The organism is Pseudomonas khorasanensis, from assembly GCF_014268505.2.
GTDB lineage: Bacteria > Pseudomonadota > Gammaproteobacteria > Pseudomonadales > Pseudomonadaceae > Aquipseudomonas > Aquipseudomonas khorasanensis.
In genome coordinates, this window is the sequence record NZ_JABWQP020000002.1 from 499,609 (window position 1) to 516,815 (window position 17,207).

The following is a 17,207-nucleotide window of genomic DNA, read 5'->3' on the forward strand; positions in this document are numbered from 1 at the left end:
TTCGCGAGCAGGCTCGCTCCCACGTTTGAAATGCAGTCCTCCTGTGGGAGGGAGCCTGCTCGCGAGGCGTCTGCCTTCACAGCTCCTGCGCCCGATAAGCCCCCGGCGTCAGCCCCGTCCACTTCTTGAATGCCCTGTGAAACGCCGAAGGCTCCGAGAATCCCAACTGCTCGGCGATCTGCTGCAACGACAGATCCGCTCGCCCCAGATGGTAGATGGCGATATCCCGCCGCAGTTGATCCTTCAGCTCCTGAAAACTCGTGCCTTCCTCGCGCAGGTGCCGGCGCAAGGTCTGCGGGCTGATGTGCAGGTGCGCGGCGACGGCTTCGAGATCCGGCCAGCGTGCAGTGTCGCGGCTGAGCAAGCGGCGCAAGCGGCTGCTCAGGCTGTCGCCGTCGTCCGGGCGTGACAGCAGGTCGGCCGGGGAGCGTTCGAGGAAATGTTTGAGCGTGCGCTCGTCCTGCAACAGCGGCATGGTCAGGTAGCGACTGTGAAACAGCAGGCTGCTCTGCTCGCCGTCGAACATCAGCGGGCAGGGGAACAGCAGGTCGTATTCGCTGCCGTGTTCGGGGCGTGGGTAGCTGAATGTCGCCTGTTCAAGGCGAATCCGCTGGCCGATCAGCCAACTGCCCAGACGATGCCAGATCACCAGCAGACTTTCGGTGAGGAAGTGATCCGGATCCCACCACCGCGCGTCATCCAGGCTCAAACGCACCCATTCGTCTTCACGGCTCAAGGTCAGGCGCGGCGCGTCGGGGAACAGGCTGTAAAACAACAAACCGCGCTGCAGGGCCTTTTCCAGATTGCGGCAATGAATCGAGGCGTGGCACATCATGGCGAAGCTGCCGGGTTTGCTCGGGGCGCTGCCAAAGCCCAGGTATTCGTCGTCCAGTGCCTTCCACAGACTCTGAATCAAAAGCGTGAACTGCTCTGGAGCGATGCGCGCACGGGGCTCATCCAGCAATTGCCGACTGATGCCCAGTTGTTGCAGCAGCCCTGAATAATCAAAGCCCCGACGGCGCGCACCGCCGAGGGCGGCACGGGCAAAATGGCTGGCAATGGTGCGTTCGCGCATGAGCGGGAGATCCTTGTTCAGGCCCCGATCGTAACGGCGGGCCTGAAGCGCAACAAGGCGGATTTCCGCCAAATTGCAGGACGGCAAGCGGCGAGGTGGCGGAAATCCGCCAACCCTCGGACGGCGAAACCGAGCCAGAAAATCCCTGAAACCCTGATATCAAAAGGCTTGCTGGCAGTCGCACCACTCTGGCACGGGGTTTGCGATACAAGTGACAGAAGCGTGCATTTACTCCCGCCGGGAAGGTGCCGTCCAACAACAAATCCCTCCAGTGCAGGAGGGTTCGCAATTAAGGTTCGGCGCTCGACAGATGGATGTTGCCCGCTGGACGCTTGAGGAAACCTGCAATGACGACTCGTCAGCCAATTTATAAATCCCTATATTTCCAGGTGATCGTTGCCATCGCCATCGGCATCCTGCTCGGTCACTTCTACCCGCAGACCGGTGTGGCCCTCAAACCGCTGGGTGACGGGTTCATCAAGCTGATCAAAATGGTCATCGCCCCGATCATCTTCTGTACGGTTGTCAGCGGCATCGCCGGCATGCAGAACATGAAGTCCGTGGGCAAGACCGGCGGCTACGCGCTGCTGTACTTCGAAATCGTCTCCACCATTGCCCTGCTGATCGGTCTGATCGTGGTCAACGTTGTGCAACCGGGCGCCGGCATGCACATCGACGTTACCACCCTCGATGCCTCGAAAATCGCCACCTACGTGACGGCCAGTAAAGACCAGAGCATTGTCGGTTTCCTCCTCAATGTGATCCCCAATACCATCGTTGGCGCGTTCGCCACCGGTGACATTCTGCAAGTGCTGATGTTCTCGGTAATCTTCGGCTACGCCCTGCATCGCCTGGGGTCGTACGGTCGTCCGCTGCTGGATATGATCGATCGCTTCGCCCATGTGATGTTCAACATCATCAACATGATCATGAAACTGGCGCCACTGGGTGCGTTCGGTGCCATGGCGTTCACCATCGGTGCCTACGGTGTCGGCTCGCTGGTGCAACTGGGTCAGTTGATGATCTGCTTCTACATCACCTGCGTACTGTTCGTCGTGGTGGTGCTGGGCGCGATCTGCCGTGCTCACGGTTTCAGCGTATTTAAACTGGTGCGTTACATCCGTGAAGAACTGTTGATCGTACTGGGTACGTCCTCGTCGGAATCGGCACTGCCACGCATGCTGATCAAGATGGAGCGTCTGGGCGCGAAGAAATCGGTAGTGGGTCTGGTGATCCCGACCGGCTACTCGTTCAACCTCGACGGTACGTCGATCTACCTGACCATGGCGGCCGTGTTCATTGCGCAAGCAACCGACACCCACATGGACATCACCCATCAGATCACTCTGCTGCTGGTGCTGCTGCTGTCCTCCAAAGGCGCGGCGGGCGTAACCGGTTCGGGCTTCATCGTACTGGCCGCTACCCTGTCGGCGGTGGGCCACCTGCCAGTCGCCGGTCTGGCGCTGATTCTGGGTATCGACCGCTTCATGTCCGAAGCCCGTGCGCTGACCAACCTGGTGGGTAACGCGGTTGCCACCATCGTGGTCGCCAAGTGGGTCAAGGAACTGGACACCGATCAACTGCAAGCCGAGCTGGCTTCGGGCGGTCGTGGTATCTCCGACGAGCGTGAAGAAGACGACCTGGGCGTGGCTGAAGGCCCAACCCCGAGCAATGCCAAGTAACATTGCTTGAATGGAAAAACCCGCTTCGGCGGGTTTTTTCTTGTCTGCAATTTGAGCGCAACGGTCACACCCGCTGACATTTGTGGTGATTGCCGCATCGGCGAAGGCTGCCTAGGCTGACTGCATCGCCCAAGGAGTTCGCCCATGTCCGCACCGCTGGCCTCACTGAAGATTCTGGATTTTTCCACGCTGCTGCCGGGGCCGTTCGCCTCGTTGCTGCTGGCGGACATGGGCGCCGAAGTGCTGCGCATCGAATCGCCGGCACGTCTGGATTTGCTGCGGGTGCTGCCGCCCCACGATGGCGGTGTTTCGGCCAGTCACGCCTACCTGAATCGAAACAAGCGCAGTCTGGCGCTGGATCTGAAACAGCCCGAAGCGCTGGAAATCATCAAGCAACTTCTCGGCGATTACGACATTGTGCTTGAGCAGTTTCGCCCCGGCGTCATGGAGCGCCTGGGCCTGGGTTACGACGCGCTGAAGGCGATCAATCCGCAGCTGATCTACGTATCGATCAGCGGTTATGGCCAGACCGGGCCGTACAAGGAACGAGCGGGGCATGACATCAACTACCTGGCACTGGCGGGGCTGGCCAGCTACACCGGACGTGCCGACAGCGGGCCGTTGCCGCTGGGCATGCAGGTTGCGGACGTGGCCGGCGGCTCGTTGCATGGGGTGATCGGCTTGCTGGCCGCGGTGATTGCCCGACAGCAGAGCGGGCAGGGCACCCATCTGGACGTGAGCATGACCGATTGCGCGTTCGCCCTGAACGCCATGGCGGGTGCGGGTTATCTGGCCTGCGGCGCGGAGCCAGGGTGGGAGGACCAGATACTCAATGGCGGCAGCTTTTATGATTATTACCGCTCGCGGGATGGACGCTGGATGTCGGTTGGCAGCCTGGAGCCGGCGTTCATGCAGCAACTGTGCGCGGCGTTGGGCCGACCGGAACTGGCGGAGCAGGGGCTGTCACCTCGGCCCGAGCAGCAATGGGCCTTGAAGCAAGCGCTGAAGGTCGAGTTCGAGCGGCATGACTTTGCGCAACTGTGTGAGCTGTTCGCCGGGATTGATGCGTGTGTCGAGCCGGTGTTGAGTCTGAGTGAGGCGGTGCGGCATCCGCAGTTGCAGGCGCGGGAACTGGTGACGCAGGTGCCGCGCGATGACGGTTCGACGCAGGCGCAGATTGCCTGTCCGCTGAAGTTTTCCGAAGCGCTGCCGGCGCCTCGGCATATTGGCGCGGCGTTGGGGCAGCATACGGATCAGGTATTGGGGGAGCTTGGGTTCAGTGCTTCGAGGATTGAAGAATTGCGGCGGGCAAAGGTGATTCTGTAGCGTTTATGCCGGACTCATCGCGGGCAAGCCCGCTCCCACAGGTTTTTGTGTCGTACATAGAGTCTGTAAGCACCACGTACATTGTGGGAGCTGGCTTGCCAGCGATGAGGCCCGCCGAAGCACTGCAGAAACCGACTATTCCACACGCATCTCGCCACTGAACACCAACGTATTGCGGCAGCGCCGACACAGATATCGCCGGCCCTTTCTGACCAGGCCATGGCGTTGCGCCGTGAACGCAAAGTCACTGTCGGCGCACGGGCATTTGTAGATGTAGCGCGTCACGCTGCGGCGTTTGATTTCGTACGTGTGGCAGCGATCCGGCGGCAGTTCGTAAACGCCGCGCATGATCAATTGCCATTCCTCGCCATGGGGCTGGATGCGGTCGCCGAACAGTTGATGGGCGATCAGGTGCGCGACTTCGTGGGCCACGGTCTGTTTGAGGAAGTGATCGGTGTTTTCCCGGTACAACTGCGGGTTGAAGCGCAACAGGTTCTCGTGCAAATGCGCGACACCGGCTTTCTGTCCGCGCAATTTGAGGCTGACGACGGGACGTTTGAAGGAGCGTTTGAAAAAGGATTCAGCGAGTTGGTAACAGTCTTCGACGCGGGTATTGAGTTGCTCGGGCATGCTTGATGGATCTCCAGAGACGCCGAGTATGCCGCAACCCCGGCAACTTGCGAATCGCCGACCTGCCGAATGGTCATCGCCCCAACGAGAAGGCCGCCTTGCGGCGGCCTGTGTTGGCAGATCTTGTTTTTCTCAGGGGTGAAACACACTAGCTCGTATACACGGGCCCTACGCCCAGGCCCCAGACAATTACGGTGAACGCCATGATCGCGACCAGCACCACCAGACCCACCGCAAGCACCGAGCTGGAAAACAGGAAACCTTCATCCGAAGGAATATTCATGAACGTCGGCAGACCTACATACAGCAAATACACCGTGTAGCAGATGGCCGCCGTACCAACGATCATCCCCAGCCACATGTGCGGATACAGCGCCGCCAGGCCGCCGACGAACAACGGCGTCGCGGTGTAGGTGGCGAACGCGACGCAACGGGCCAGGCTCGGGTTGGCGTCATACGTGCGGGCCATCCAGTGCACAAAGGCACCCATGACCGCGACGCCGCCGAGCATCGCCAGATACGACATGATCGTCATCCACAATGCGCTTTCGAGCGTAAGCATCACCGGCGCGCGATTGCCGATCACCCAGCCGACCTGGGTGGTACCGATAAACGCCGAGACGGCGGGGATCGCCGCCAGAATCAGCGTGTGGGTCAGATACATGTGGCTGATGCTTTCCTCTTGGTCGCCACGGATTTCCTTCCATTCCTGATCGGGGTGGGTAAAAAGTCCCACTACGTGATGGATCATGCCATTCACTCCTCTTGTTATTGCCGTCGCCCCCCAACGGAGCGCCTACGGGCCAATGCGGCCGAGCAAATACAGGTCTTCAGACGTGTGCGACCTTATGTCGCAGTATAGAAAGGACTCCGGCGCACCGGTATGCCGGGCTTAGAGCAAATCGCGCTGTAAACAGGGTAATTAATCGCTTCCGGGTCTGTGCAGCGCGCAATCCGGAGGGAGATAACCTGTGCCGACAAACCCGGGGTTTTTGCGTAAAATGCCGGCCTTTCGTCACATCTCACGGATTTCGCGTCATGGGCACTCTTACGGTCAACCAGAACAAACTGCAAAAGCGCCTGCGCCGACTGGCCGGCGAAGCGGTCGCCGATTTCAACATGATCGAAGACGGCGACAAGGTCATGGTCTGCCTGTCCGGGGGCAAGGACAGTTACACCATGCTCGACGTGCTGATGCATCTGCAGAAGGTTGCACCGATCAAGTTCGAGATCGTCGCGGTGAACATGGACCAGAAGCAGCCGGGCTTTCCCGAGCATGTGCTTCCGGCCTATCTGAAAGAGTTGGGCATCGAGTATCACATCGTCGAAAAAGACACCTACTCGGTGGTCAAGGAACTGGTGCCGGAAGGCAAGACCACCTGTTCGCTGTGCTCGCGCCTGCGTCGCGGCACGCTGTACACCTTTGCTGACGAAATCGGCGCGACGAAAATGGCCCTCGGTCATCACCGCGACGACATCGTCGAGACGTTCTTCCTCAATATGTTCTTCAACGGCACGCTCAAGGCGATGCCGCCGAAACTACGCGCCGATGACGGCCGCAACGTGGTGATCCGCCCGCTGGCCTACTGCAACGAGAAAGACATTCAGGCCTACTCGGATTTCAGGCAATTCCCGATAATCCCGTGCAACCTCTGCGGCTCGCAGGAAAACCTGCAGCGTCAGGTGGTCAAGGAAATGCTGCAGGACTGGGATCGCAAGACCCCGGGCCGCACCGAGTCGATTTTCCGCAGCCTGCAGAACGTGGTGCCGTCGCAATTGGCCGACCGCAACCTGTTCGACTTCACCAGCCTCAAGATCGACGAGACGGCGGCTTCGCGCTTCGTCAATGTCGTAAACCTGTAAACCTGATCTAAATGTGGGAGCGAGCCTGTTCGCGAAAGCGGTGTGTCATTCAACGCGTCAGTTGACTGATCTGGCCTCTTCGCGAGCAGGCTCGCTCCCACAAGGATCTATTTGTTCCATTCAATAGGAGAGGGCATGCGCGATTACAAGTGGCTGCACGAATACTGTCTGAACCGTTTCGGTTCGGCGGCTGAACTGGAAGCCCATCTGCCCGTTCCCAAGACGCCCGCACAACTGCGCAAGATCAGCGACGACCGTTACCTCTCGACCATGGCCCTGCGGGTTTTTCGCGCCGGCCTCAAACACAGCCTGGTCGATGCCAAGTGGCCGGCCTTCGAAGAAGTGTTCTTCAGGTTCGATCCGGAAAAAGTCGTGCTGATGAGCGCCGAACACCTTGAGCGCCTGATGCAGGATGCGCGGATCATTCGTCACTTGGGCAAACTCAAAAGTGTGCCGCGCAACGCGCAATTCATTCTCGATGTCGAGAAAGACAAGGGGAGCTTCGGCGCCCTGATCGCTGACTGGCCGGTGACCGATATCGTCGGCCTGTGGACTTACCTGAAAAAGCACGGCCATCAACTGGGCGGGCTGTCGGCGCCAAGGTTTTTGCGCATGGTCGGCAAGGATACGTTTGTGCCGAGCTACGACGTGGTCGCGGCGCTCAATGCGCAGAAACTGGTGGACAGGGTGCCGACCAGTCAGCGTGATCTGGCGATCGTGCAGGATGCGTTCAACCAGTGGCACGAACAAAGCGGCGGACGGCCGATGAGCCAGATTTCGATGATGCTGGCTTACACCGTCAACCATTAAGACTGTGTCGCTGCCTTCGCGAGCAGGCTCGCTCCCACGGGGAAAATGCGTTCCAGAGGTGGGAGCGAGCCTGCTCGCGAAGGCGTCAGATCAGGCGACGCTGATCTCACCTTCGCCCGCCAGCTTGCGGTTCAGCTGATACCGCCAGCGCACATACAGCAACGCCGAGCAGAACACCGCCAGGCTTGCGGCCATTTCCAGAAGGCCGAACAATTGTCGGTTGGGGTCATACGCCGCCAGTGCGCCTTTGATGAAATACAGGTTCACCACAAAACACATCCACGAATGCCCACGGGCGCTGCCCATTATCATCGCCGGGGCGAGGACCAGCCACGGGATCAGCTCGACCAGCAGAATCACCCACGGTCGCGCGCCATGCAGGTCGGCGAACAGCAGGTAATAACCTGCAAGCAAACCGGCGAGGGCGAAAAAGCTCAGCAGGCTAAGCACGCGCATCACCTTCACCCGTGGCTCAAGCCACGCCACCGAGGGCAGGACTTTCGGCTTCTTCGCCATTTCAGCCCACCAGCTTCTGCGCGGTTTTCGCCAGGCGCAGACCGAGTGCGCGACACAGCGCCACCTCGTGCTGATCGAGGCCGTTCTTGCCATCGGAACCGGCATGATGGCTGGCCCCGTAAGGCGTGCCGCCCCCTTCGGTTTCCAGCAGGGCCGATTCGCTGTAAGGCAGACCGGTGATCAGCATGCCGTGGTGCAGCAGCGGCAACATCATCGACAGCAGCGTGGTTTCCTGGCCGCCGTGCAGGCTGGCGGTGGAGGTGAAGACGCCGGCCGGTTTGCCAACCAGCGCACCGGTCAGCCACAGGTTGCTGGTGCCATCGAGAAAGTACTTGAGCGGCGCGGCCATGTTGCCGAAGCGCGTCGGGCTGCCCATGGCGAGGCCGGCGCAGTTTTTCAGGTCGTCCAGGGTTGCGTAAAGCGCGCCTTCATCGGGGATGTCCGAAGCCACCGCTTCGCATTCGGTGGAAATGGCCGGCACCGTGCGCAAGCGCGCTTCCAGGCCAGCCTGTTCGACCCCCCGGGCGATCTGCCGGGCCATTTCGTTGGTCGAACCGCTGCGGCTGTAATAGAGAACCAGAATGTACGGCGTGCTCATGGCAACAACTCCAGTACGTTTTCCGGTGGGCGCCCGATGGTGGCCTTGTCGCCGGTTTCGAGAATCGGCCGCTCCATGAGTTTCGGGTGCGCGGCGATGGCATCGATCAACTGTTTTTCGCTGAGGCTGGCATCCGCCAGGTTCAGGGTTTTGTATTCCTCTTCACCGGTACGCAGCAATTGCCGGGCGCTGATTCCCAGCTTGCCCAGCAGGGCCTTGATCTGCGCGGCGTCCAGTGGGGTTTCGAGGTAGCGCACCACGGTCGGGGTCAGGCCGCGGGCTTCGAGCAGTTCCAGCGCGCCGCGGGATTTCGAGCAGCGCGGATTGTGATAAAGCGTCAGATCGGTCATGGCGGGTCGCTTCTGGCGTAAAGTGGCGGCTATTCTAACTGTGCAGCGCGTAATCCAGAACCGTCAGAGGCGATGGGTCGCAGGCGCTTTCCAATTTTCACAAGGAACCACACATGACACGGCGATTGGCAGCGGCATTGACGATTCTCGGGGCGTTGATGCTAGGGGGCTGCGGCAACGATTACGGGATAGACCAGAATGGCCAGAAGGTCGCGTCCGAGCGTCTGGACAAGCAATGGGTAGTGCTCAATTACTGGGCCGAATGGTGCGGCCCGTGCCGCACGGAAATCCCCGAGTTGAACCACTTGGCCGACGAGCTCAAGAGCAGGAACGTGGGTGTGTTCGGAGTGAATTTTGACAATGTGCAGGGTGAGGAGCTGAAGAGCGCCAGCGAGAAACTCGGCATCAGGTTCACCGTGCTGGCGCAGGATCCGGCCGAGTTGTTCGACGTGCCGCGCAGCGAGGCGTTGCCGGTCACCTACATCATCGATGACAAGGGCAAGGTGCGTGAGCAGTTGCTGGGTGAGCAAACGGCGGCGGGGGTGATGGCGAAGCTTGAAGCGCTGCAGGCCACCCAATAGGTCGCTTTTCGTTGATGGGATCGTTCCCACGCAGAGCGTGGGGACGATCATCCGCGGGTAACCTCAGCGGGCACAGGGGGAGATCAGCCCTCTTCCAGCCACCAGCGCAGCGGCTTGCCTTCAGCCGGCCAGAAGCGCATCTGCTCGATTGGCGAGATGTCCCAGCGTTCGACTTTTTCCAGCGCCTGCAGGAAACGCTGTTCCTGCTCCATCAGCGCCGGCGCGCAGAGTTTGCGCGTCTTGCCGATTTTGCCGAAGCTCAGCTTGTCGCCCTCCAGCGTGTACGGCGCGAACCAATGGTTGCAGCCGCCGTTGCCGTAGGCGCGGCCGTCATCGCCCAGGGTCACGGTCAGATGGCTGTAATCCATCAAGGGCCGTTCGCCGATCCATTCCAGAATGTAGCTGCGGTTGTGCTGCAGTTGCACGGGCTCTGCGGCGCAACCGGCCAGGCCAATACCGACCAGCGCGGTCAGGGCAAAGCGTTTCATCACGCGGGCTCCTGGCATTTCGGGCACAGGTGCTTGTCGCCAACGGCTTTCCAGCCCAGCTCGGCGATGCGCGCGGTGGCGGCCGGTTTTTCGGCGGCCTTGCCCAATTTGGAATCAACGGCGAATTCGAAGCTCAACTCTTTGGCGCAACTGTCACAATTGACCTGCCAGGTGTGAATGGCCAACTCGCCAAATACCGGGCCCGTGGTCATCGCGGTCCATTGGCCTGGCGGGTTGATCAGGTGGCGGACAGTGTCGACGGTCAGGCGCATGGACAAATCCTTGCTGCCTTTGAGCGTGACCAACAGGGCATCGCCGATGCGGATCGAGCCACCGTTACCGGTCACCTGATAGCGGCCCGGAACGAGGGCGCGGCATTCGGTGAGGGTGTGTTGCGGGTTCATGAGGGTGTAGCGGAAATCGTGTTCGACCATGGGTCCTCCAAATATGCGCGACATGCTAGCACGGGCTCGATTGCAGAATGATGCGCGCGTGCGACCTTCGATCCGGTTCAAATGGGGCAACAGTCATGGCAAACTGCCGGTCCCGAATCTGAAGGAACGGAACATGGCGCTGATCGAATGTTATGAATGCAAGCGGAGCATCAGTTCCGAAGCGCTGGCGTGCATTCACTGCGGCGCCCCGATGGCCGAACACGCCGCCCTGCAGGCGCAGTCCGCAGCATCGCCGGCTCAGACGTCGACCATTTCGTTCGGCAGCCTGCCACGCGACAAGGCTGTGCCGGAGGCGTTTGTGCCGCCGCAGGCAGAATCCCTTCCCAAAGTGATGCCGGCAGCGGCGGGGCGGCGCCGTCGTCAGCAGGCGGCAGAACAAACAGGCCAGGCGCAGCAACCGGTCAATGCCGATGGCAGCCGCCCGGTGGAAGGCTGGCTGAAAATCATGGTGTTTCTATTGCCGGCGTTTTTCGTCTGGTTCCTGCTGCGCAACGGCCACTCGAGCAAGCAACGCCTGCTCGGCTTCGGCTGGTTGGGCTTGCTGATCCTGGCGTCTTCCTTGCCCAAGTAAGGCGGGTCAACCCTCGACCTGGTTCTGCGGCGCACCCGCCGCCCAGGCCGAGATGTTGTGCAGAGTGGTTGCGGCAATCGCGCCCAGCGCCTCGCGGGTCAGAAACGCCTGATGCGCGGTGATGATCACGTTAGGAAAAGTCAGCAAGCGCGCCAGCACATCGTCCTGCAATGGCAGGTCGGAACGGTCCTCGAAAAACAGCTGCGCCTCTTCTTCATAGACATCCAGCCCCAGATAACCGAGTTGGCCGTCCTTCAGCGCGTCGATCAGCGCCGGCGTGTCGACCAGTCCGCCGCGCCCGGTGTTGATCAGCATCGCCCCCGGCTGCATGTGCGCCAGTGACTCGCGGTTGATCAGGTGTTTGCTCTGCTCGTTGAGCGGGCAATGCAGGCTGATGATTCGCGACTGCGCCAGCAAATCCGGCAGGCTCAGATAACGTGCGCCCAAGGCCAGCACGTCGGGGTTGGGATACGGGTCGAACGCCAGCAGCTCGCAACCGAAACCGTGCATGATTTTCGCGAAGGTCGCGCCGATCTGCCCGGTGCCGACAACGCCGACGGTTTTGCCGACCAGATCGAACCCGGTCAGGCCATGCAGGCTGAAATCGCCTTCGCGGGTGCGGTTGTAGGCGCGGTGCAGACGACGATTGAGGGCGAGGATCAACGCCACCGCGTGCTCGGCCACGGCATGGGGCGAGTAGGCCGGCACGCGCACGACGGACAGGCCCAGGCGTTTCGCCGCCGGCAGGTCGACATGGTTGTAACCTGCCGAGCGCAGGGCGATCAATCGCGTGCCGCCCGCCGCGAGGCACTCAAGCACCGGTGCGCTGAGGTCGTCATTGATAAAGGCGCAAACGACTTCGTGCTGCTCGGCCAGGGCCGCCGTATCGAGGCTGAGCCGGGCCGCTTGAAAGTGCAGTTCGAGCCCGGCCGGGCAGTCTGCGGCGAGAAAACTCTCGCGGTCGTAGGTCTGGCTGCTGAAAACGATCGTGCGCATGAATCCTCCTGAAGCATCGACGCGGGCCGCCATGGCCCGTGACAACTGTAGCGCTTTGCGAGCGGCCGGCATTGCGCTGGATCAGGCGCTGATTCGGGCCTGCGCCGCGAGTCGATTGATCGCCTGCTCCAGTTCATCCAGCGCGCCGACGGCCTTCGGGTCGTCCTGCTTGAGCAGGGTTTCGCTGCGCTGGCAGGCAGCGCGCAGTTGCGGCACCCCGCAATAACGAGTAGCGCCGTGCAAACGGTGCACGCGCTCGAGCAGCGCATTCTGGTCATGACTGTCACGCGCGGCGCGGATGGCTTCGCGGTCGGCTTCCAGCGAGGCGAGCAGCATCGCCAGCATGTCTGCCGCCAGATCTGCCTTGCCGGCCGCCAGACGCAAGCCTTCTTCGTGATCGAGCACCGGCAATTCCTGATTTCCCGACGCGGTATCACTGGCGCGCTCCGGCGCCTGATTGCGCAGGGCCAGCCCGGTCCACTTCAACACGACCTGCGCCAATTGGCGCTCGCTGATCGGCTTGGTCAGGTAGTCGTCCATGCCGCTTTGCAGCAGCGCGCGTTTTTCGTTGGCCATGGCGTGGGCGGTGAGGGCGACGATCGGCAGTGGCGTGCAATGCCGTTCGCTTTCCCACTGGCGGATGGTTTCAGTGCTCTGGCGACCGTCCATGCCGGGCATCTGTACGTCCATCAGCACCAGATCGAAGGATTCGGTCTGCACCGCTTTCACGGCCGCGTAACCGCTTTCCACCGCAAGCACCCGGGCGCCCATGTCTTCGAGCAACGTTTGCACCAGCAACAGGTTGGCCGGGTTGTCGTCGACACACAGCACACGCGGCGCCCGGCTCGACAGCGGTTCGCCCGGTTCGTTGCGCAGCTGGCGCGGGTTGACCAGGTCGGACAAGGCCCGGCGCAACTTGCGCGTGCAGGCCGGTTTGGCTTGCAACTGACTGTGCGGGTTGGGCACCGACAAATGAAACAGCGTCTGTTCGGTGGTCGGGCACAACACCAGCACTTTGCAGCCCAGGTGTTCGAGGTCCCAGATGTGCTGGTTCAGGCGCTCCGGCAGCATGTCGTTGCTGGTGATGCCAATGACCGCCAGATCGATCGCCTGATCGGTCTGATGCGCGCCGGTTACGCCGTTGCTCAGGCTTTCCAGCGTATTGAACGGCGTGACGTCGAGGCCGCAGTCTTCCAATTGATGCTGCAACGCCTGGCGCGCCAGTTCATGGTTTTCCAGTACTGCCACGCGGCGACCTAGCAGCGGCGCGGCGGGCAGGTCTTCGGCATCGTCGCGCGTCTTGGGCAGGCTCAGGCTGATCCAGAACTCCGAGCCTTCGCCCGGTGTACTGTCGACGCCAATTTCGCCGCCCATCTGCTCGATCAGACGTTTGGAAATCACCAGCCCCAGACCGGTGCCGCCGGGCTGGCGCGACAGCGAGTTGTCCGCCTGACTGAAGGCCTGGAACAGCGCCCGCACGTCCTGACTCGACAAACCGATGCCGGTGTCCTGAATGCTGATGCGCAGTTGCACGCTGTCTTCGTGTTCCTCTTCGAGCATCGCCCGGGCGACGATGGTGCCTTCGCGGGTGAACTTGATCGCGTTGCTCACCAGGTTGGTGAGGATCTGCTTGAGGCGCAGCGGATCGCCGACCAGCGACAGCGGCGTGTCGCGATACACCAGGCTCACCAGTTCCAGCTGCTTGGCGTGCGCCGCCGGGGCGAGAATGGTCAGGGTGTCCTGCAGCAGGTCGCGCAGGTTGAACGGAATATGATCGAGCACCAGTTTGCCGGCCTCGATTTTCGAGAAGTCGAGAATCTCGTTGATGATCCCCAGCAGGCTGTCGGCGGACTTTTCGATCGTGCCCAGATAATCGAGCTGGCGCGGAGTCAGTTCGCTTTTCTGCAGCAAATGAGTGAAACCGAGAATGCCGTTCAGCGGTGTGCGGATCTCGTGGCTCATGTTGGCGAGGAATTCGGATTTGATCCGGCTGGCTTCCAGGGCTTCCTTGCGCGCCAGATCCAGTTCGATGTTCTGGATCTCGATGGTCTCAAGGTTCTGCCGCACGTCTTCGGTGGCCTGATCGACGCTGTGCTGCAGTTCTTCCCGGGCATTCTGCAGCGTGCCGGCCATGCGGTTGATGCCTGAGGCCAGTTCGTCGAGCTCCTGACTGCCGAGGGGCGGCAAACGGGTTTCCAGGTGGCCGTCCTTGAGCTGGGCGACAGCCTGTTTGATCTGGCTCAGCGGACGGTTGATGGTGCGGCCCATGCGCAGGGCGAGCAGGGCAGCGCCGGCAAGCCCGGCGGCGATCAGCAGCAGGCTGGCGAACAGGCTGCGATAACCGCGCAGCAGCATGCCGTTGTGCGACAGTTCCAGCTCGACCCAGCCGAGCAGGCGCTCGGACTCTTCGGGGATGATTTCACCGGCAAGATTGCGGTGTTTACCAAACACCGGCATCAGGTAGCGAGTCGCGTCATTGCCGCTGCGCCGTTGCAACAGTGCGCTGTCGCCGCTGGGTGCCTGATTGAGCATGGTCGGGCCGGCGTGGGCCAGCGGTGAACGGTCGGACGCCAGGAACGTCACCGCGCGCACGTCCGGCTGCTCCAGTGACTGGGTGGCGATGCGTTCAAGCAGATCGGTGTCGCCATGGCCCATCGCCGGGGCCACCAGCGGGGCCAGTTGCTCGGCGATCATTTCGCCGCGCTGCATCAGTTGGCTCTGCAAGTCTGACTGCTGCGTCCAGGTGAAATAGCCACCCAGCACCAGCGCCATCAGGCTGGTCGGCAACAAGGTCAGCAACAGCACGCGACCTTTGATTCCCAGTTTCTTGAGCACGCCTTTCTCCTGCATCCCGCTGATCTGTTGAAACATACGTGCATCCGGCACGCGACATGGGCGCAGTGTAGCGATTTGCATGCAGGCAATCTTCGGAAAAATGCAGCGGTGACCGCCGGACTTGCGCACGCTCGTTCGTCCGACAAGCGAACCTTGTATTGCCCGCTGTCGGACAATCTTGAATAATCCGCCAACTGAGAATTAGTTGCAGATAGTCATGACTCCTGTTTCCACTTGTAAGCCACGCATACTGTCCATTGAAGACGATCCGGTGCTTGGTGCCTATGTGCACGAACATCTGGGTCGCAGCGGTTTTCAGGTGACCTGGTGCCAGAACGGCCAGGAAGGCCTGAACATTGCTCGCAGCCAGCCCTTCGACGTGGTGTTGATGGACATTCTGTTGCCGGGGCTGGACGGCCTTGAATTGTTGACGCAACTGCGTCAGAGCGATTCGACGCCGGTGCTATTGATGTCGGCGCTGGGGGCCGAGGCCGATCGCATCAGCGGTTTCCGCCTGGGCGCCGATGATTACCTGCCCAAGCCGTTCAGCATCGCCGAGCTGCATGTACGCATCGAAGCGATCCTGCGTCGCGTGGCGCTGGATCGTCGCCCGCCCGCCATGGCCGCTGCGGTCGCAACCGGAACCCTGCGTTTCGATGACCAAGCGTGCGACGTGTTTTTCCGTGAGCAGGCGGCCGGGCTGACGCGCAGCGAATTTCGGCTGCTGGAAACCCTGCATCGCAATCACGAAGAGGTGCTGAGCAAAGCCTTTCTTTATCAACATGTCCTTCAACGTGGCTACGCCGCGCACGATCGCAGCCTGGACATGCACATCAGCCAGATTCGTCGCAAACTCAAAAACCTCGGGTACACCGAGCGCGAAGTGCGCACAGTGTGGGGCAAGGGCTACGTATTGAGCGCCACCGATGAAGCTGTCTGAATTGCCGGGGCGGCATTCGCTGTTCTGGAAACTGGCGTTCCTGCTGGTGGCCTTCTGTCTGCTGATGATCTGGCTGAGCTGGTCGTGGGGCCGCTACATGGAGGAACGTAATCAGTACCTCTCCGGCGAGGCGCGTGGCACGCTCGGCCGCTATGCCGCGCAAGCCGAGCAAGCGTGGCAGCGAGGCGGGCGCAACGGCGTCGATGACTGGTTGCAAAGCATGGAATTGCGCGAGGCCAGTTGGGTGGGCGTGATCGGCAGCGACTTGCAGTCACTGAGCAGCGAGCCGTTGAACGCCGCTGAAGTGCAGCATCTGACCTTTCTGCGTGGCCTCGACTGGCCGGTGCACAAGAAGGGCCGGCCGTGGTTGCGCGTACCGTTTCCCCAGGATCCTGCCGCCGGCATCCTCGTCATCGAATTGCCCGAACGCTTCGTTCCGGGCAAGTACCGGGTGTTCTGGCGCGTCATCACCAACGGGGTGATTCCCGGTCTGTTTACCTTGTTGCTGTGCGTCGGCCTCTATCGTTTGCTGGTGGTGCCGCTGAACAACCTGCGTGAACAGGCCAACGCCTGGCGCGCCGACCAGTTGAATGTGCGGCTGTCGAGCGGCATCACCCAGCGCCCGGACGAACTCGGTGAACTGGCCCGGGCGTTCGACTCGATGTCCGAGCGCCTGCAATCGACGGTTGCCCTGCAACAGCAATTGCTGCGCGATCTGTCTCACGAGCTGCGCACGCCGCTGAGCCGCTTGCGCGTGGCCAGCGAGAGCGAACAAGGCCTGGTGCAACTGCGTGAGCGCATTGGTCGGGAAGTCGATGGCATGCAGCGGCTGGTCGAAGACACCCTGCAACTGGCGTGGCTGGATACCGAACGCTCCCCATTGCCAGACGAAGCGATTCAGATTCAGGCGCTGTGGGAAATGCTCACCGAAAACGCCTGTTACGAAAGTGGTTGGCCGAGCCTGCGGTTGCATTGCGCGGTCGAGGCGTCGTGTTGGGTGCGCGGTAATCTGAACACCCTGGCGCAAGCGCTGGAGAACATCCTGCGCAACGCCATTCGTCATTCGCCCGAGGGCGGTGTTGTGCGGCTCGATGGCCGGCGCGATGGCGGTTACTGGCACTTGTGGCTGGAAGATCAGGGCGGCGGGGTGGCTGAAGAGGATCTGGAGCGGATCTTTTCACCCTTCATTCGACTGGACGGCTCGCGGCCGGGGGATGGCGGGTTTGGGCTGGGCCTTAGCATTGCCAAGAATGCGGTACAGCGACAGGGCGGGTTGCTTTGGGCTGAGAATTCCGGCTCAGGGCTGCGGCTGAATTTGCGGTTGCTGGCTGATGATGGTGTTGCTGATGCGGACGCCTTCGCGAGCAGGCTCGCTCCTACAGTGGATTTGCGTTCACCACAGATTATTTGAATAACATAAGTTCCGTGTAGGAGTGAGCCTGCTCGCGATGTAGTCCGTTCGCGCCCCCAATCTTGCTGACTTGACGGAGC

General features: G+C 61.3%; 18 protein-coding genes. 8 read left to right on the top strand and 10 right to left on the bottom strand.

Annotated features, from left to right (window positions below):
- Positions 1-76 precede the first annotated feature (76 nt).
- A complete protein-coding gene (locus tag HU727_RS08345; protein WP_186529746.1) occupies positions 77-1,075 on the bottom strand; it encodes an AraC family transcriptional regulator in 999 nt (332 codons plus the stop codon).
- 347 nt (positions 1,076-1,422) lie between these two features.
- Here HU727_RS08345 and HU727_RS08350 point away from each other — a divergent pair, with 347 nt between their 5' ends.
- Both HU727_RS08350 and HU727_RS08355 read left to right on the top strand, forming a co-directional pair.
- The gene (locus tag HU727_RS08350; protein WP_186529744.1) at positions 1,423-2,757 is read left to right on the top strand and encodes a dicarboxylate/amino acid:cation symporter; all 1,335 of its coding nucleotides are present in this window, start codon (positions 1,423-1,425) and stop codon (positions 2,755-2,757) included.
- Positions 2,758-2,901: 144 nt separating this feature from the next.
- Positions 2,902-4,083 carry a CaiB/BaiF CoA transferase family protein gene (locus HU727_RS08355; protein ID WP_186529742.1) on the top strand — a complete coding sequence of 394 codons (1,182 nt, stop codon included), beginning with the start codon at positions 2,902-2,904 and terminating at the stop codon, positions 4,081-4,083.
- A 135-nt stretch (positions 4,084-4,218) separates the two neighbouring features.
- Here the strand turns inward: HU727_RS08355 and HU727_RS08360 are convergent, their stop codons facing one another.
- Together HU727_RS08360 and HU727_RS08365 are read right to left on the bottom strand one after the other, a co-directional pair.
- Positions 4,219-4,713, bottom strand: coding sequence for a SprT family zinc-dependent metalloprotease (locus HU727_RS08360; RefSeq protein ID WP_186529741.1), 495 nt, complete (start codon positions 4,711-4,713; stop codon positions 4,219-4,221).
- 148 nt (positions 4,714-4,861) lie between these two features.
- Complete coding sequence (locus HU727_RS08365; protein ID WP_186529739.1) at positions 4,862-5,464, bottom strand: Yip1 family protein; 603 nt, start codon at positions 5,462-5,464, stop codon at positions 4,862-4,864.
- A gap of 287 nt (positions 5,465-5,751) precedes the next feature.
- Here HU727_RS08365 and ttcA point away from each other — a divergent pair, with 287 nt between their 5' ends.
- A complete protein-coding gene (ttcA, locus tag HU727_RS08370; RefSeq protein WP_186529737.1) occupies positions 5,752-6,576 on the top strand; it encodes a tRNA 2-thiocytidine(32) synthetase TtcA in 825 nt (274 codons plus the stop codon).
- 135 nt (positions 6,577-6,711) lie between these two features.
- Positions 6,712-7,386 carry a DNA-3-methyladenine glycosylase I gene (locus HU727_RS08375; protein WP_186529735.1) on the top strand — a complete coding sequence of 225 codons (675 nt, stop codon included), beginning with the start codon at positions 6,712-6,714 and terminating at the stop codon, positions 7,384-7,386.
- A gap of 90 nt (positions 7,387-7,476) precedes the next feature.
- On the opposite strand, the gene HU727_RS08380 is transcribed toward HU727_RS08375, so the two are convergent.
- The 3 genes from HU727_RS08380 to arsC are packed head-to-tail and all read right to left on the bottom strand — an operon-like array spanning position 7,477 to position 8,850.
- Positions 7,477-7,902, bottom strand: coding sequence for a DUF2069 domain-containing protein (locus HU727_RS08380; protein ID WP_186529733.1), 426 nt, complete (start codon positions 7,900-7,902; stop codon positions 7,477-7,479).
- Position 7,903: 1 nt separating this feature from the next.
- On the bottom strand, positions 7,904-8,500 hold the full coding sequence (wrbA, locus tag HU727_RS08385) for an NAD(P)H:quinone oxidoreductase (protein WP_186529731.1): 597 nt from the start codon (positions 8,498-8,500) through the stop codon (positions 7,904-7,906).
- Positions 8,497-8,850 carry an arsenate reductase (glutaredoxin) gene (gene arsC, locus HU727_RS08390; RefSeq protein ID WP_186529730.1) on the bottom strand — a complete coding sequence of 118 codons (354 nt, stop codon included), beginning with the start codon at positions 8,848-8,850 and terminating at the stop codon, positions 8,497-8,499. The genes wrbA and arsC overlap by 4 nt, the downstream gene beginning before the upstream one ends.
- A 113-nt stretch (positions 8,851-8,963) precedes the next feature.
- On the opposite strand from arsC, the gene HU727_RS08395 reads away from it, so the two are divergent.
- The gene (locus HU727_RS08395; protein WP_186529727.1) at positions 8,964-9,431 is read left to right on the top strand and encodes a peroxiredoxin family protein; all 468 of its coding nucleotides are present in this window, start codon (positions 8,964-8,966) and stop codon (positions 9,429-9,431) included.
- 83 nt (positions 9,432-9,514) lie between these two features.
- On the opposite strand, the gene HU727_RS08400 is transcribed toward HU727_RS08395, so the two are convergent.
- Together HU727_RS08400 and HU727_RS08405 are read right to left on the bottom strand one after the other, a co-directional pair.
- The gene (locus tag HU727_RS08400) at positions 9,515-9,919 is read right to left on the bottom strand and encodes an META domain-containing protein (RefSeq protein ID WP_186529725.1); all 405 of its coding nucleotides are present in this window, start codon (positions 9,917-9,919) and stop codon (positions 9,515-9,517) included.
- A complete protein-coding gene (locus HU727_RS08405) occupies positions 9,919-10,353 on the bottom strand; it encodes a hypothetical protein (protein WP_186529723.1) in 435 nt (144 codons plus the stop codon). Before HU727_RS08405 ends, HU727_RS08400 begins: the two co-directional genes overlap by 1 nt.
- Before the next feature lie 133 nt (positions 10,354-10,486).
- Between HU727_RS08405 and HU727_RS08410 the strand changes: the two genes are divergently transcribed.
- Complete coding sequence (locus tag HU727_RS08410) at positions 10,487-10,945, top strand: hypothetical protein (RefSeq protein WP_186529721.1); 459 nt, start codon at positions 10,487-10,489, stop codon at positions 10,943-10,945.
- Positions 10,946-10,951: 6 nt separating this feature from the next.
- On the opposite strand, the gene HU727_RS08415 is transcribed toward HU727_RS08410, so the two are convergent.
- Complete coding sequence (locus tag HU727_RS08415) at positions 10,952-11,941, bottom strand: 2-hydroxyacid dehydrogenase (protein ID WP_186529719.1); 990 nt, start codon at positions 11,939-11,941, stop codon at positions 10,952-10,954.
- Positions 11,942-12,022: 81 nt separating this feature from the next.
- The gene (locus HU727_RS08420) at positions 12,023-14,776 is read right to left on the bottom strand and encodes a response regulator (RefSeq protein ID WP_186530568.1); all 2,754 of its coding nucleotides are present in this window, start codon (positions 14,774-14,776) and stop codon (positions 12,023-12,025) included.
- Positions 14,777-14,993: 217 nt separating this feature from the next.
- Between HU727_RS08420 and HU727_RS08425 the strand changes: the two genes are divergently transcribed.
- Both HU727_RS08425 and HU727_RS08430 read left to right on the top strand, forming a co-directional pair.
- Entirely contained in the window at positions 14,994-15,716 is a 723-nt protein-coding gene (locus tag HU727_RS08425) for a response regulator transcription factor (RefSeq protein WP_186529717.1), read from the top strand.
- Positions 15,703-17,127 (top strand): sensor histidine kinase, encoded by a 1,425-nt coding sequence (locus HU727_RS08430; RefSeq protein ID WP_186529715.1) that lies wholly within the window; start codon positions 15,703-15,705, stop codon positions 17,125-17,127. The genes HU727_RS08425 and HU727_RS08430 overlap by 14 nt, the downstream gene beginning before the upstream one ends.
- The last annotated feature ends 80 nt before the right edge of the window (positions 17,128-17,207 follow it).

Excerpts from the sequence above, each read along its gene's own strand:
- wrbA (WP_186529731.1), bottom strand. The coding sequence starts at position 8,500 with ATGAGCACGCCGTACATTCTGGTTCTCTATTACAGCCGCAGCGGTTCG.
- HU727_RS08415 (WP_186529719.1), bottom strand. The coding sequence starts at position 11,941 with ATGCGCACGATCGTTTTCAGCAGCCAGACCTACGACCGCGAGAGTTTT.
- HU727_RS08425 (WP_186529717.1), top strand. The coding sequence starts at position 14,994 with ATGACTCCTGTTTCCACTTGTAAGCCACGCATACTGTCCATTGAAGAC.
- HU727_RS08355 (WP_186529742.1), top strand. The coding sequence starts at position 2,902 with ATGTCCGCACCGCTGGCCTCACTGAAGATTCTGGATTTTTCCACGCTG.
- HU727_RS08400 (WP_186529725.1), bottom strand. The coding sequence starts at position 9,919 with ATGAAACGCTTTGCCCTGACCGCGCTGGTCGGTATTGGCCTGGCCGGT.
- HU727_RS08410 (WP_186529721.1), top strand. The coding sequence starts at position 10,487 with ATGGCGCTGATCGAATGTTATGAATGCAAGCGGAGCATCAGTTCCGAA.
- HU727_RS08360 (WP_186529741.1), bottom strand. The coding sequence starts at position 4,713 with ATGCCCGAGCAACTCAATACCCGCGTCGAAGACTGTTACCAACTCGCT.
- HU727_RS08430 (WP_186529715.1), top strand. The coding sequence starts at position 15,703 with ATGAAGCTGTCTGAATTGCCGGGGCGGCATTCGCTGTTCTGGAAACTG.
- HU727_RS08395 (WP_186529727.1), top strand. The coding sequence starts at position 8,964 with ATGACACGGCGATTGGCAGCGGCATTGACGATTCTCGGGGCGTTGATG.
- HU727_RS08345 (WP_186529746.1), bottom strand. The coding sequence starts at position 1,075 with ATGCGCGAACGCACCATTGCCAGCCATTTTGCCCGTGCCGCCCTCGGC.
- arsC (WP_186529730.1), bottom strand. The coding sequence starts at position 8,850 with ATGACCGATCTGACGCTTTATCACAATCCGCGCTGCTCGAAATCCCGC.
- ttcA (WP_186529737.1), top strand. The coding sequence starts at position 5,752 with ATGGGCACTCTTACGGTCAACCAGAACAAACTGCAAAAGCGCCTGCGC.
- HU727_RS08380 (WP_186529733.1), bottom strand. The coding sequence starts at position 7,902 with ATGGCGAAGAAGCCGAAAGTCCTGCCCTCGGTGGCGTGGCTTGAGCCA.
- HU727_RS08375 (WP_186529735.1), top strand. The coding sequence starts at position 6,712 with ATGCGCGATTACAAGTGGCTGCACGAATACTGTCTGAACCGTTTCGGT.
- HU727_RS08365 (WP_186529739.1), bottom strand. The coding sequence starts at position 5,464 with ATGATCCATCACGTAGTGGGACTTTTTACCCACCCCGATCAGGAATGG.
- HU727_RS08350 (WP_186529744.1), top strand. The coding sequence starts at position 1,423 with ATGACGACTCGTCAGCCAATTTATAAATCCCTATATTTCCAGGTGATC.
- HU727_RS08405 (WP_186529723.1), bottom strand. The coding sequence starts at position 10,353 with ATGGTCGAACACGATTTCCGCTACACCCTCATGAACCCGCAACACACC.